This window comes from Nonomuraea sp. NPDC001699 (assembly GCF_053596455.1).
Genome location: NZ_JBSFGF010000007.1, coordinates 252,945 through 267,000 on the forward strand (window position 1 = coordinate 252,945; position 14,056 = coordinate 267,000).

The window sequence follows — 14,056 nt, forward strand, 5'->3', positions numbered from 1 at the left end:
TCGTCCTCCGGCCACGAGGGAAAGATCACGTCCGGGAAAACGGTGGGCGGGCGACGGCAAGCTGGGCTAGAGTGCTGCGAAATGTCGGGAGAAGGGAGGCACTGAGATGTTTCGCAGTGTAAGTGTGATTTTCATTTCTCGGAGGAACTGTGCTTTTCCGTCCCGCGGTCGAGGCTGACCTCGACCGTCTGCTCAGCTGCGTCGTCGACGAATCCATCAGCTGGGCCCATCCCGACCGGCTGCTCTCCTTCCTGGAGAGCCGTAACTACCGCTACGACCGCATCTGGGTCGCCGAGGAGAACGGCGAGATCCTGGCCCGCGCCGTCTGGTGGGGCTTCGCCGGCGAGGAGCGACCGCTCGCCCTCGACTGCGTCTACGTCCACCCCTCGGTCGAGGACCGTGTGGGCCTGGCCGCCGAGCTGCTGCGCCACGCGCACGCCGCGTTCGGCCGGACGCCGGAGTACCACGTCTTCGTCTCCAACGGCTGGCGTGAGGACCCGAAGGCGTCGGCGGCCATCGCCTGGCGCTGGGAGGCCGCCGGCCGCGCCGGGCTGACCGAGGAGCTGGAACGCCTGCGCTACGCCTGGACGCCCGGCTCGCCGGTGCCCGAGCCGTCCGACCGGCTGGTCTTCCGCGGCGATGACGACGACGAGGTGTTCGTGGACGCCTTCCGCCAGGTCGCCGAGGGCACCCTCGACTTCCACACCCGCCAAGCCCTGATGACCATGGACCCCGTGGAACAGGCCCGCGAGGACGTCCGCGACAACCGCTCGATGCGGGGCGAGCGGTCCTGGTGGCGACTGGCCTACGACAAGAGCGGCGAGCTGGTGGGCGTCGCGCTGCCCTCCGCCAACGACGCCGGGCCCGTGGTCGGCTACCTCGGCGTGGTGCCCGCGCACCGGGGCCGCGGCTACGTCGACGAGCTGCTCGGCGAGATCACCCGCTTCCACGCCGAGCGTGGCGTGCCGGGCATCATGGCCGACACCGACGCGGGCAACGTCCCGATGGCGCGGGCGTTCGAGCGCGCCGGGTACGAGAACGTCTCGGTCCGGCTCGTCCTGTCGGCCGATCCCGCCGCCGCCTGACCCTCCGGCCCGTCCCTGACGGCGTCCCCCGTCAGGGACGGGCCGCCAGGCGCGCCCGTACGACCAGATCGTGCAGGGCGTCGTCCGCGACGGCCCGCTCGGGCAGCGCCGACTCCTGGCACGCCGCCTCCAGCGCGGCCGTCATCCGCGCCACGTCGTCGGCCACGCCCGCCACCTGGGGCGCGGGGCCGTGCTCGGCCTCCTTCTTGGCCGCCACCAGCTCCGGCAGGTACGCCGGCCCGTACGCCGTCAGCCGCGTCAGGTCGGCCTCCAGCTCCCCGCTGCGCATGAGATGGGTGCCCGTCGCCAGCACCCGGAAGGTGTACAGCAGCGGCTTCAGCTCCCCGGTACGCCCGAACAACCGCCACTGCGTACGGGCGAACCCCAGGTAGTGGTGGGCGTGGTGCCGCGTCACGCATCCGGGCGCCAGCGCCACCAGCTCGTCGTGCAGCGGCGAGGAGGTCACCACCAGCGGCGACAGGAGCTGTTCCAGCACGTATCCGTTCCGGCCGAGCAGCAGGCGGCAGAACTTGACCAGGTCGTGCGTGACCAGGTCCACCTCGACGCCGTCGCGCGTCCACGTCCGGTCGAGCGTCTGCGGCCCGGTGCGCAGCCCGACCACCTCCTCGGCCGGCAGCACGTGCACGCCGCGCAGGTCCACGTCGGAGTCCACGGACGGGAAGCCGTACAGGTGGGCGCCGCTCACCGTGGCGAACGCCACCGGGTACGGCTGCTCGCCGGGGATCTCCGGCAGCCAGGACGGCAACGCGCTCACAGGTGCTCCTTCCGCACGCCCACCAGGAAGTCCTCCACACGTTCCCGGTCCGGCCGCTCCGGCAGGACGCAGGGCGTGGCGGCCAGCTCCGCCGCCAGCTCCCCCCGCCAGGCGTCCACCTCGGCCCACGGCACCTCGCCGCGCCTGACCGCCAGCAGCCGTGCCCGGTGGGGGCCGACCTGGACCAGCGGCTCGCCGTGCCGGACCAGGTGCAGGCCGCTCAGCAGCAGCCGCACCATGTGCATGGCCTGCTTCCACTTGGGCGCCCGCGGGTCGAGCCGCCGGAACTGGTCGTCGGCGTACCCGGCGAACGTCTGCCGCGCCCGCCGCGACACGAACGCCCCGCGCAGCTCGCGCAGCCGCCGCCCGGCCGGGGTCTCGACCTCCACGATCGGCGACCACAGGCACTCCAGCACCGTCGGGTTGGCCTCCAGCGCCAGCACGCAGAAGCGCTCCACCTCCCAGGAGAACTGCTCGGGCAGCGGCCCGTCGCGGTGGGTGGGCGGCTTGGACAGCCGCCAGAAGTCCGCGGTGGGGGCGGCGAACACGCCGCGCCGGTCGGTGTCGGAGCCCTCGGTCTCCAGCCCGTACGCCCGGGAGCCCGTCACGACGGACAGGATGAGGTCAGAGTTCATCCGGACACCCTCCCACGGGGCTTGCGTTCGGGGGCCGGCGGCTGATCTGATCGAAAAGTGGGCGGCTATGACGAGGCTTACCGGCGCAGCATCTCGCACCCGGAGGAGTTCTGGGCCGAGGCGGCACGCGACATCGACTGGGACGTCGCGCCCGCCGTGGTCACCGACGGGAGCCGCTGGTTCCCCGACGGACGGCTCAACACCTGCCACAACGCGGTCGACCGGCACGTCGCGGCCGGACGCGGCGGGCAGGCGGCGCTGATCCACGACAGCCCGGTCACCGGCACGGTCCGCACGATCACCTACGCCGAGCTGCTCGACGAGGTGGCCCGGACGGCGGGCATGCTGAAGGCGCTCGGCGTGACGGCCGGCGACACCGTCGTGATCTACATGCCGATGGTGCCCGAGGCGGTCGTCGCGATGCTGGCCTGCGCGCGGCTCGGCGCGGTGCACTCGGTGGTGTTCGGCGGCTTCGCGGCCAGGGAGCTCGCCCTGCGCATCGAGCACGCCGAGCCCAAGGTGGTGCTCTCGGCCTCCTGCGGCGTCGAGCCGGCCCGGACCGTCGCCTACAAGCCGCTGCTCGACGCCGCCCTCGACCAGTCGGCCCACCGGCCCGCCCACTGCGTGATCCTCCAGCGCCCGCAGTGCCCGGCCGGGCTCACGCCGGGCCGCGACCTCGACTGGCACGCGTCCGTACGCGCCGCCGAGCCCGCCGGGTGCGTGAGCGTGGCCGCCACCGACCCGCTCTACGTGCTCTACACCTCCGGCACCACCGGCCTGCCCAAGGGCGTGGTGCGCGACAACGGCGGCCACGCCGTCGCCCTGCGCTGGAGCATGACCAACGTCTACGGCGCCGCCCCCGGCGAGGTCTTCTGGGCCGCCTCCGACGTCGGCTGGGTCGTCGGCCACTCCTACATCGTGTACGCGCCGCTGCTGACCGGCTGCACGACCGTCCTGTACGAGGGCAAGCCCGTCGGCACGCCCGACCCCGGCGCGTTCTGGCGGGTGACCGCCCAGCACGGCGTGCGCACGCTGTTCACCGCGCCCACCGCGATCAGGGCCATCAAGAAGGAGGACCCCGCCGGAAACTTCGCGAAAGAGTGGGACCTGTCCGGGCTGCGGCATCTCTTCCTCGCCGGCGAGCGCCTCGACCCCGACACCTACCACTGGGCGAGCGACCTGCTCGGCGTCCCGGTCATCGACCACTGGTGGCAGACCGAGACCGGCTGGCCCGTCGCGGCCAACTGCGTCGGCATCGAGACCCTGCCGATCAAGCCGGGCTCGCCGACGAAACCCGTCCCCGGCTACGACGTGCGCGTCCTCGACGCCGAGGGCCGCGAGTGCCCGCCCGGCGTGGAGGGCGCGGTCACCGTCCGGCTGCCGCTGCCGCCCGGCTGCCTGCCCACCCTCTACCGCGACGAGGAGCGCTTCACGGCCTCCTACCTGTCCCGCTATCCCGGCCACTACCTGACCGGCGACGGCGGCCACATCGACGCCGACGGCTACCTCTTCGTCATGGGCCGCATCGACGACGTGATCAACGTGGCCGGCCACCGCCTGTCCACGGGCGCGCTGGAGGAGGCGCTCGCGGCCCATCCCGACGTCGCCGAGTGCGCGGTGATCGGGGTGGCCGACGCGCTCAAGGGGCAGCTCCCGGTCGGGTTCGTGGTGCTCAAGTCCGGCTCCGCCCGCGACCCGGCCGACGTCGAGCGCGAGCTGACCGCCCTGGTGCGCGAGCGCGTCGGGCCGGTCGCCGCCTTCCGCCGGGCCGTGGTGGTCGCCCGGCTGCCCAAGACGCGCTCGGGCAAGATCCTGCGCGCCACGATGCGCGACATCGCCGACGGCCGGCCGTACGCCACGCCGTCCACCATCGAGGACCCCGGCGTGCTGCCGGAGATCGCCGACGCCGTGAAAGGCCCATAGCGGAGCGTGCATCAGGGCGGCGCCGGGGGCGCGGCCCGGCGCATGATGGGACCTCCCGGTCCCGGAGAGAAGGCTGATGATCGAGACCCCGAGTTACGCCGACGCCCTGAGGGTGCTCGGCTGCAAGGAGGGCAGGCTCGTCAAGGTGGTCGGCTTCGCCGCGGCGGCCGCCCGTACGGGCTGGGCGCTGGCCGGGGGCGGGCTGCTCACCATGGGCCTGGCCGACATGCGTTCCGACGTCGTGCGCTACGGCGAGGAGGTCATCCGCCGGATGCCCGAGCTGAAGGGCGGCGTGGACCGTTACACCCGCACCCAGCGCCTGGCCGCCGCGCACGCCGTGATCGTCGTCTCGGCCTGGTTCGAGGCGCTCGGGGAGGCCAAGCTGCCCTTCACCCTGGAGCAGCTCGACCGGGCCGACAAGATCTCCCACGGCGTGCCCACCCCCGAGCGTTTCGCCCGCCTGGTGGCCGGTCTCCTCATGGAACGCCTGCCCACCCCCGAGCCGCACGTGCCCTTCGCCGAGACCCGCCAGGCCGTCGAACGCGCCCACCTGCGCATGTCGGAGGTGATGGCCGGGTTCGTCGGCGGCCTCAGCGTGTGGGACGAGCTGCCCGTGGACGACCAGCTCCTGTTACCCCGGATGCTCGCCGAGGGCCCGCCCGCGCACGCCCTGCGCATCTACGACGAGGACTTCCGCTCGCTGTCCCTGGACAGCCACGAGTTCGGCGTGCGCAGCCTGGTCACCGACCGCCAGACGCCGGGCACCGGCCTGTCGCGGGTGGCCTGGTTGCTGGCCGAGCTGGCCCCGCCGCGGGTCGGCGACCGTCCCATGATCCACCGGGCCAGGATGGCCGCGAACGCCCTCGACCGGCCCCTGCTGGCCGCGGGCAAGCTCCCCGAGGACGTCTCGCTCCCGCTGCTCGGCGAGGGCTATCTCAGCCCGCGCTGCCGGGTCGCCGAGCTGACCCACGAGTCCGACCCCTCCTCCGTGGGCTGGTGGCGGGACCAGCGCGTGCTGCCCGACGCCGAGGCGTTCCTCGTCGGCCACCTCACCTCGCTGCGCGCCACCCAGGCGCCGCTGCTCGTGCTCGGCGAGCCCGGCTCGGGCAAGTCCAAGCTGACCGAGGTGCTGGGCGCCCGCCTGGCCAGGTCGGAGTTCCTGCCGATCAGGGTGGAGCTGCCGCGCGTCTCGCCGCGCGCGCCGGTCACCGAGCAGATCGAGCAGGCCGTCGCCGCCGTGCTGGAGGAGGACGTCGCCTACGCCGACCTGGTCGCCGCGGGCGACGGCGCGCTGCCGGTGATCCTCCTCGACGGCTTCGACGAGCTGCTGCAGGGCGGCGTCAACCGCTACGACTACCTCGGGCACGTCCAGGAGTTCCAGCGCCGCGAGGCCGCGCTCGGGCGGCCCGTCGTGGTGATCGTGACCAGCCGGACCGTGGTGGCCGACCGCATCAGGTTCCCCGACGGGCTGCTGGCGCTGCAGCTCCAGCCGTTCGAGGACGACCAGGTGCGCCAGTGGCTGGACATCTGGGACCAGGCCAACCGCGCCCTGCTGGCCCGGCGCGACCTGAAGCCCCTGCCCGCGGCGACCGCCCTGGCCCACGGCGAGATGGCCAGGCAGCCGCTGCTCCTGCTGCTGCTCGCCCTCTACGACGCCGGCGGCAACGCGCTCCAGCGCGAGCACCGCCCGATCGGCCGCGCCCGCCTGTACGAGGTGCTGCTGCGCGACTTCACCGAACGCGAGACCGCCACCCCGCAACGGGTGCTGATCGACGGCGAGCTCGTCCTGCTCGGCACGGTCGCCCTGTCCATGCTCGCCCGCGGCCGCCAGGTCATCACCGAGGACGACCTCGGCCGCGACCTGCCCGCCCTGTGCGAGGGCGGCGAGGACGAGCCCGAAGAGCCGCGCCCGCCCGTCGACTGGGCCCGCCGGGCCACCGAGCGCTTCTTCTTCATCCGCCGCGACGGCCACTCCTTCCTCCACTCCACCTTCGGCGAGTTCCTGACCGCGTGGCTGACCGTGTACGCGCTGCGCGACCTCGACCGGCGCCGCCGCCTGGCCGGGGACGAGCCGCTGGCCCTGGCCCAGAGCGTGGACGACGACCTGCTGTACGCGGTCACGTCGTTCTCCTGCCTGGCCGAGCGCGGGCCGACGGTCGGGTTCATCCTGGAGCTGCTGGACGAGGTGCCGCCGGCCGTACGCGCCCGGTGCGTGACCCACCTGGCCGGGCTGCTGCGCCGGTCCCTGTACGAGCGCCGCCGCCGCTGCTTCACCGGCTTCGAGCCCGTACGCCATCCCGTCACCCGCCGCCTGGCCGCCTATTCGGCCAACCTGGCGCTGCTCATCGTGGCCGCCTCGCAGGAGCCCGTCCCCGTCTCGCACATCCTGGGCGGGCCCGACCCGCTGGGCCGCTGGGCCTCCTTCAGCCACCTGTGGAAGGGCCAGCTCGGGCACGAGGGCTGGACGGGCCTGGTCAACGCCCTGTCGGCGCACCGCGTCGCCGGGCAGGGCCGGGAGGAGGTGATCCTCGGCGGCACCGAGGGCACCGCCATGGGCGACGTGATCGTCGCCGCCGCCACCGGCCACGCCCCCCGCCACCGCAGGCTGCTCGACCTGCTGATGCTCGCCGTGGGGGAGGGGCGCGCCCTGCGCTTCCGCGACCGGGTGGCCGTCCTGCGGGAGCTGCTGGAGGCCGGGGAGGTGCGGTCCCCGGCGGTGCACCGGGCGCTGGGCGCGTTGTGGCGCGAAGACGGCGCCGACCACGCCGAGCTGCGCCCGCTGCTGGTCCTGGTGCTGGCTGACCCGACCGAGCGCGTCGCCACGTGGGAGCAGCTGGTCAGGGCGGGCGTGCCGGAGGAGGAGCTCTGGCAGATCAGCCTGGGCGCCGACTGACCCACCGGCTCCACGACGGTCCTCAGGGCGCCGACCGGTCCACCGGCTCCGCGGTGATCGTCAGGGGGCCGACTGGTCCACCGGCAGTTCCACGGTGATCGTCAGGCCGCCCTCGTCGCGCGGCCTGGCGGTGACCGTGCCGTCGTGGGCCTCGGCGATGACCCGGACGATCGACAGGCCGAGCCCGCTGCCCCGCTCCGAGCGCAGCCGGTCGCCGTGCAGCCGCCGGAACGGCTGGAAGATCGTCTCGATCTCGTACGGCGGCACGTGCAGCCCGGTGTTGGCCACCACCAGCTCGACCTGCTCGGCCCGCCGCCGCGTCGTCACCCACACCTCGCCCTTGGGGTGGTTGTGCCGGACGGCGTTCTCCACCAGGTTCTGCACCAGCCGCTCGACCAGCACCGCCTCGCCCGTCGTCGGCGCCGCGTCCAGCAGCCGGTGGATCGTCACCTCCCGCTCGGCCGCCTCCTCCCCGGCCTGGTCGAGCACGTGCTCGGCGACGTCGGTCAGGTCGAAGGGCCGCCGGTCCAGCACCGCCTGCTCGCCCTCGGCCAGGGCCAGCAGGCCGTCGATGAGGCGTTCGTGCCGGGTGTTGACCAGCAGCAGCGACTCGCCGAGCCGCTTGACGTCGTCGGTGGCGTCGGGACGGCGCACCGCCACGTCCACCAGCGTACGGTTGATCGTCAGCGGGGTGCGCAGCTCGTGGGAGGCGTTGGCGACGAACCGGCGCTGCCCGTCGAACGAGCGCGCCAGCCGGCCGAGCATGGTGTCGTAGATCTCGGTCAGCTCCTTGACCTCGTCGCGCGGGCCCTCGTAGGCGATGCGCTCGGTGAGGTCGTGGCTCTGGGCGACCCGGCGGGCGGTCTCGGTCACCGTCTTGACCGGCCGCAGCACCCATCCCGCCGCCCGCCAGCCCAGCCCGAACGCCGCGGCGGTGGCGGCCAGCACGATGATCCCGCCGACGGTGCGCACGCCGCTCAGCGTCTCGCGCTGGTAGGCCGCGCGCACCCGCATCCCGTTGAGGTAGGCGCGGTCGTAGGAGTCGCCGTAGTACTCCCGGGGGAAGTCGGGCTTGATCAGGTCCATCCGGTACTCCAGCTGCGACCGGACGACGAAGTACACCCCGGTCACCGCCAGGCCGCCGAGAAAGAGGAACACCCCGGCGCAGGCCAGGGCGAAACGCATGCGCACGGTCATGGGATGCGGTACCCCGATCCCGGCACGGTCTCGATGACCTGGGGCTCGCCGAGCTTCTTGCGCAGCTTCATCATCGTCGTCCGCACGGTGTTGGTGAACGGGTCGATGTGCTCGTCCCAGACCTTCTCCAGCAGGACCTCGGCCGAGACCACCGCGCCCTGCGCGCGCAGCAGCTCGGCCAGCACGCCGAACTCCTTGCGGGCCAGCGGGACGTACACGCCGTCGCGGAACACCTGCCGGTGCGCCCAGTCCAGCCGCACGCCCGCCCGCTCCAGCATCGGCGGGTCGGCCCGGCGGGCGCGCCGCCCGAGCGCGTGCACCCGCGCCACCAGCTCCTCGAACGCGAACGGCTTCGACAGGTAGTCGTCGGCCCCCAGCGACAACCCCGCCACGCGCGACCGCACGTCCCCGGACGCGGTCAGCATGAGCACCCTGACCAGCCGATCCTGCTCCACCACCGTCCGGCACACCTCGTCGCCGTGCACCCCCGGCAGGTCCCTGTCGAGGATCAGCACGTCATAGTCGTGCACCCCGAGCCGCTCCAGCGCCGCCTCCCCGTCGTAGGCGACGTCGACGGCCAGCGCCTCGCCCCGCAGCCCCTCGGCGATCGAGTCGGCGAGCATGCGCTCGTCCTCGGCGATCAATACCCGCACTCGTAGCCCCCAACAAGATCACGAAATGCCCCCAAGTCTGGACCAGACCTCATAACGCGGGCATAACCATTTCAGGTGACGCCAAGGTTATCGGCGGATCGCTGGACTGCCCTCCGAACGACCGGGACCGGCCCGGTCGCCGACGGGGGAGAAGTCCATGGCAGTCACTCTGGCGCGGACGCGCCCGCACGCGCCCGCCGCGCGCCGCCTGCCCGGCCACGGACTGTTCGCCTGCGCACTGGCCCTGGCCGCCGCGCTGCGCGTGCTGGTCATGCTCGGCTACGACACCGCGCAGCTCTACTGGTACGACTCCTTCACCTACCTCGACACCGCCGTGCACCTGCGGCCCCAGGCGGCCTTCCACCCCGCCGGGTACTCGTGGTTCCTGTGGGCGCTGCGGCCCTTCCACAGCGTCGAGCTGGTCGCCGGGGTGCAGCACGCGATGGGCCTCGCGATCGGCGTCATGATCTACGCGCTGCTGCGCCGCCGTTCGCTGCCCGGCTGGGGGGCGACCCTGGCGACCGTGCCGGTGCTGTTCGACCCCGCCCTCCTCCGGCTGGAGCACGCCGTGCTGTCGGACCTCCAGGTCATCTTCCTGATCACCGCCGCGCTGGCGGTCCTCATGTGGCGCCACGGCCCGTCCGGGGGGCTGTGGCCGGGTGTGCCGTCGGTGCGGGCGGCGGCGGTGGCGGGGTTGCTGCTCGCGCTCGCCGGGCTGACCAGGACCGCGGCCGTGCCGCTGATCGCCCTGGCCGCCGGGTGGCTGGTGCTGCGCCGCGCGCACTGGCGGCGGGTGGCCGCGCTGCTGCTGGCCGGCGCCCTCCCGCTGGCCGCCTACGCCGGCTGGTACGCCCAGCATCACGGCCGCTTCGCCCTCAGCGGCTCCGACGGCGTCGCCCTGTGGGCCCGTACCATGACCTTCGCCGACTGCTCGATCATCGAGCCGCCGCCCGCCGAGGCCCCGCTCTGCCCGAACGGCACCGTCGCCGACGCCGCCTCCGAGTACGTCTGGGCCCCCGGCGCCTCACTCAACCGGCTCCCCGGCGACCGGTTCGCCTACAACGACCTGGCCAGGTCCTTCGCCCTGCGCGCCATCGCCGCCCAGCCGCTGGACTACCTGCGCGAGGTGGCCCGCGACACCTCACTCGCCTTCACCTGGCAGCCGGTCGCCCACCCGCGCCGGATGAGCCCGTCCACGACCTTCCCGCGCGGCTCCTGGCCGCTGCCCGAGCAGCAGGCCCTCGTCGCCAAGGTGCGTTCCGAGTACGACCCCGGCATCCGCGGCATGACCTCCGTCGAGCCGTACGCCTCGATCCTGGCCGCCTACCCCTACCCGTGGTTCCTGCACGGCACGGCCTTCGGCGTGCTGCTCCTGATCGGCGGCCTGGGCTCGGCCGGACGCCGCCGCGCCGCCCTGCTGCCGTGGACGATGGCGGCGTTCCTGCTCCTCGCCCCGGTGGCCGCCCTCGACTTCGACCACCGCTACGTCCTGCCGGCCATCCCCTTCGCCTGCGTGTCCGCCGCGCTCGCCGTAGCCGGCGTACGGCGACGGCGGTGTCGCGCGGAGCAGGAGGGCACTACCGTCCCGGCATGAGGACGATCGCGCTGCCCGCCGCGGACCTGCGTAGTCGGCCGTCGCGGTGCTGCTCGATGCCACGGTGGTGCGCCTGGTGCTGGTGCCCGCGGTCATGGAGGTGCTGGGGGAGCGGGCCTGGTGGTTTCCCGTCCTGACCCCGCGGAGGCTGACATCCTTCCGAAAAAATACGTAATATCCACTGCATCACGAGCGTTGGGGGCGCCAAGGTGCCGGGACAGAGCGTGGGTGTGGTCGTCGAGCCGGGGGTTCCTCCGGAGGTCGCGGGGTTGCTGCGGGCCAACGCTCCGCTGCTGTCCAGGATGCGGTCGGGCTGGGTGCCGCCGGCCGACGTGCGTCCGGACCGGTTCAGGAACGTCTCCAGCGTCGCGCTGCTGGCCGCCACGCCCGCGGTGGTCGCGCTCATGACCGTGCTGCTGGCCTGGTCGCACCCGGCCGCCGGGTTCACGTTGCTGGGGGCGTTCGTCTTCGTCGTCCTGGTCAAGATCGCCTCGATGAGCGAGCTGCCCGAGCACGACCGCTCGCGCGACCGCGAGGTGTACGAGCGGGCCCGCCCGTACCGCGACCGCTACCTGCTGCCCGAGGACTTCGACCGGGACGCCGCCGACGTGCTGACCAGGGCGCAGCGGGCCATCGGCTCGGTGCTGCGCTCGCACGTCAACGCCGAGGGGCTGCTCGACGGCGCCCGCAACGCGGTGATGCTGCCCGCCCAGGAGTGGGAGATCGCCCGCCTGCTGGCCAAGCTGTCGGCCTTACGCGCCGAGCACGAGGCCCTGCTGTCCCGGGGCATCGCCCCCGAGGTGGCCGCGGTGATCGAGCCGCTGGACCGGGCCCTGGCCACCAGCGAGGCCGCCATGATCGCCCGCGTCGAGGCCCTGGAACGTTACGCCGAGCACGTCGCCGAGGCCGAACGCGCCTACCACGCCCGCGGCCAGATCGAGGAACTGCGCGCGCGCCTGCCGCGCTACGAGGAGCTGCTGGCCGAGACCGGCGCCGACGCGCTGGCCGTGCCGGAGATCGACCGGCTCGCCGAGGACGCCGACCAGCTGGAGCAGGTGCTGCGGCGCAGCGTGCGGTCGGCGCACGAGGCGTTCCGGTACCTGGAGAGCTGACATCGGACCATGTGACACACGCGGGAGGTGCTCCGCCCTCGCAGGAGGTGAATCCCCATCCGATCCGACATCATGGCGGACGTGATCGTCGACCCCGCCCTGCCGCCGGCCGACGCGCGGCTGCTGCGGGACAACCGGCGGCTGCTGATCAGGGCGCGCAGGGGGTGGGTCCCGGACCGTTCCGGCCCGAGCCTGGCCGCCGCGCCGTACTGGCGGCTCGGCGCGGTGTGCGGGGCGACCGTCTGCCTCGGCCTGCTGCTCGGTGCCGGCGGGCTCGGCCGTTCCCTGGGGCCGCTGTTACTCGTGCTCCTCGCCGTCCCGCTGATGATCGTGACGTTCGTCCGCACCGAGACGCCGGAGGGCGAGGAGGCCGAGCACGAGCGGCGGGTCCACGCGCAGGCGGTCCGCCACGAGGGCCGGTACGTGCTCATCGACGACCTCGACGAGCCCTCGCGCAGGCTGCTGCGCCGGGCCCAGCGGGCGGTCGCCGCGGTGTCGCAGTCGCGGGTCAACGCCGAAGGGCTGCTGGACGACGTGCGCAACGCGGTGATGCTGCCCGCCCAGGAGTGGGAGATCGCCCGCCTGCTGGCCAAGCTGTCCGGGCTGCGCGCCAGGCACCGGCAGACCCTGTCGGGGGAGAGCACGCCCGAGGTGGCGGCCGTGGCCGAACCCCTCACCAAGGCGCTGGACAGCAGCGAGCACGCCGTCCTGGGCCGGGTGGAGGCCCTGGAACGGTACGCCGCCAACGTCGCCGAGGCCGAACGCGCCTACCGGGCCCGGCAGCAGATCGCCGAGCTGCGGGCGCGGTTGCACGAGTACGAGGAGCTCGTCGCCGAGACCGGCGCCGACGAGGCCACGACGGACGAGCTGACCCGCCTGACCGAGGACGCCGACCGCCTGGACCAGGCGCTGAGGCGGAGCGTCAGCTCCGCCCACGAGGCCTTCCGCTACCTGGAGCCCGGCCCGCCCGGCCCGTGACCGGCCGTCCCCTGACCTCCGAAGCCCTGCCCGCCCGCGCCCTGACCTCCGAAGCCGGGCCCGCCGGCGCCGTGGCCGCCCTGGCCGCCGTGGGCGGCCTCCAGGAGCAGGTCGCACAGGGCGTCGGCGGCGTCGAGGCGGCCCAGCTTGCCCGCCGCCTGCCCCATTGCCGCGCGCAGCCCCGGATCGGCCAGCATCGGCATCAGCTCGGCCAGCAGGTCCTCCGCCGTCGGACGCGGCTCCAGCAGCGCCCGCGCGGCCCCCGCCGAGACCAGGTAGCCGGCGTTCTTGCGCTGTTCGTCGCCGCCGGTCGGGATCAGCGGGATCAGCAGCGACGGCTTGCCGATCGCGGTCAGCTCCGACACCGTGCCCGCACCGCTGCGCGAGATCACCACGTCGGCCGCGGCGAACAGGTCGGGCAGCTCGGTCCCCACGTACGGCACCGGGTGGTAACGGTCGGCCAGGCCGGGCGGCACCTCGACCGCCCGCATCTGGTCGATCCAGGCCGGCCCGCACTGGTGGACGACCTGCGCGTGCGGCAGCAGCCGCGGCAGGATCTCGGCGATCAGCGTGTTGATCTGCTTGCTGCCCTGGGCCCCGCCGGTCACGTAGATCAGCGGCACCTCGAACGTCAGCCCGAACAGGTCGTAGGCCGCCGCCCGGTTGCCCTGCAGCAGCTCCGGCCGCACCGGGTTGCCCGTCACCACGGCCTTGGCCCGCGCCGAGGGCGGCAGGTACTCCAGCGACGACTCGTGCGACAGCGCGATCCGGGTCGCCAGCCTGGCCAGGATGCGGTTGGCCAGGCCCACCACGGTGGTCTGCTCGTGCATGACCAGCGGACGGCGGATCAGCTTGGCCGCCACGCCGATCGGCACCGCCACGTACCCGCCGGTGGACAGCACCACGTCGGGCAGGTAGCGGGCGGCGTGCCCCACGGCCTGGAACACCCCGACGGGGATGCGGAACACGTCGGCGATGTTGGTGCCGAGCTCCTTGATGTTCGGCCGGCGGCGCAGCTTGCCCGTGGTGATCGCCTTGAACGGGATGCCGTGCTCGGCCGTGATGCGGGCCTCCAGGCCGTTCTCGGTGCCCACCCACAGCACGTCGTGCGGCACCTGACGTCGCTGGACGGCCGACAGGGTCGTCAGGGCCGGATAGGTGTGACCGCCGGTGCCGCCGCCGGTGATCAACAGTCGCAGGGTTCGTGACAT

Annotated in this window: 11 protein-coding genes; 6 read left to right on the forward strand and 5 right to left on the reverse strand. The window is 73.6% G+C overall.

All coding sequences use genetic code 11. From position 1 onward, the window contains the following. The first annotated feature begins 149 nt into the window (after nucleotides 1–149). The gene (locus ACWCSU_RS22925) at nucleotides 150–1,085 is read left to right on the forward strand and encodes a GNAT family N-acetyltransferase (protein ID WP_449937310.1); all 936 of its coding nucleotides are present in this window, start codon (nucleotides 150–152) and stop codon (nucleotides 1,083–1,085) included. A 31-nt stretch (nucleotides 1,086–1,116) separates the two neighbouring features. On the opposite strand, the gene ACWCSU_RS22930 is transcribed toward ACWCSU_RS22925, so the two are convergent. Together ACWCSU_RS22930 and ACWCSU_RS22935 are read right to left on the reverse strand one after the other, a co-directional pair. Next, nucleotides 1,117–1,860, reverse strand: coding sequence for a nucleotidyltransferase domain-containing protein (locus ACWCSU_RS22930; RefSeq protein WP_449937312.1), 744 nt, complete (start codon nucleotides 1,858–1,860; stop codon nucleotides 1,117–1,119). After that, complete coding sequence (locus ACWCSU_RS22935) at nucleotides 1,857–2,495, reverse strand: nucleotidyltransferase domain-containing protein (RefSeq protein WP_449937314.1); 639 nt, start codon at nucleotides 2,493–2,495, stop codon at nucleotides 1,857–1,859. The genes ACWCSU_RS22930 and ACWCSU_RS22935 overlap by 4 nt, the downstream gene beginning before the upstream one ends. A 57-nt stretch (nucleotides 2,496–2,552) precedes the next feature. On the opposite strand from ACWCSU_RS22935, the gene ACWCSU_RS22940 reads away from it, so the two are divergent. Continuing rightward, complete coding sequence (locus ACWCSU_RS22940) at nucleotides 2,553–4,418, forward strand: propionyl-CoA synthetase (protein WP_449937315.1); 1,866 nt, start codon at nucleotides 2,553–2,555, stop codon at nucleotides 4,416–4,418. Between the two features lie 76 nt (nucleotides 4,419–4,494). Beyond that, nucleotides 4,495–7,311: an NACHT domain-containing protein gene (locus ACWCSU_RS22945; RefSeq protein WP_449937318.1), complete on the forward strand. Its 2,817-nt coding sequence runs from the start codon at nucleotides 4,495–4,497 to the stop codon at nucleotides 7,309–7,311. A gap of 60 nt (nucleotides 7,312–7,371) precedes the next feature. Here the strand turns inward: ACWCSU_RS22945 and ACWCSU_RS22950 are convergent, their stop codons facing one another. Together ACWCSU_RS22950 and ACWCSU_RS22955 are read right to left on the reverse strand one after the other, a co-directional pair. Further along, nucleotides 7,372–8,508: a sensor histidine kinase gene (locus ACWCSU_RS22950; RefSeq protein ID WP_364088288.1), complete on the reverse strand. Its 1,137-nt coding sequence runs from the start codon at nucleotides 8,506–8,508 to the stop codon at nucleotides 7,372–7,374. Then, nucleotides 8,505–9,161, reverse strand: a complete 657-nt coding sequence (locus tag ACWCSU_RS22955; RefSeq protein ID WP_357704752.1) for a response regulator transcription factor — start codon at nucleotides 9,159–9,161, stop codon at nucleotides 8,505–8,507. Before ACWCSU_RS22955 ends, ACWCSU_RS22950 begins: the two co-directional genes overlap by 4 nt. Before the next feature lie 157 nt (nucleotides 9,162–9,318). Between ACWCSU_RS22955 and ACWCSU_RS22960 the strand changes: the two genes are divergently transcribed. The 3 genes from ACWCSU_RS22960 (at nucleotide 9,319) to ACWCSU_RS22970 (ending at nucleotide 12,845) form a co-directional block, all read left to right on the forward strand. Next, nucleotides 9,319–10,755 carry a hypothetical protein gene (locus tag ACWCSU_RS22960; protein ID WP_449937321.1) on the forward strand — a complete coding sequence of 479 codons (1,437 nt, stop codon included), beginning with the start codon at nucleotides 9,319–9,321 and terminating at the stop codon, nucleotides 10,753–10,755. A gap of 224 nt (nucleotides 10,756–10,979) precedes the next feature. Continuing rightward, entirely contained in the window at nucleotides 10,980–11,867 is an 888-nt protein-coding gene (locus ACWCSU_RS22965) for a hypothetical protein (RefSeq protein ID WP_449937323.1), read from the forward strand. Between the two features lie 72 nt (nucleotides 11,868–11,939). Continuing rightward, on the forward strand, nucleotides 11,940–12,845 hold the full coding sequence (locus ACWCSU_RS22970; protein WP_449937324.1) for a hypothetical protein: 906 nt from the start codon (nucleotides 11,940–11,942) through the stop codon (nucleotides 12,843–12,845). Here ACWCSU_RS22970 and ACWCSU_RS22975 read toward each other — a convergent pair. Beyond that, complete coding sequence (locus ACWCSU_RS22975) at nucleotides 12,815–14,056, reverse strand: UDP-N-acetylglucosamine--N-acetylmuramyl-(pentapeptide) pyrophosphoryl-undecaprenol N-acetylglucosamine transferase (RefSeq protein ID WP_449937327.1); 1,242 nt, start codon at nucleotides 14,054–14,056, stop codon at nucleotides 12,815–12,817. The two genes, ACWCSU_RS22970 and ACWCSU_RS22975, sit on opposite strands and share 31 nt — an antisense overlap.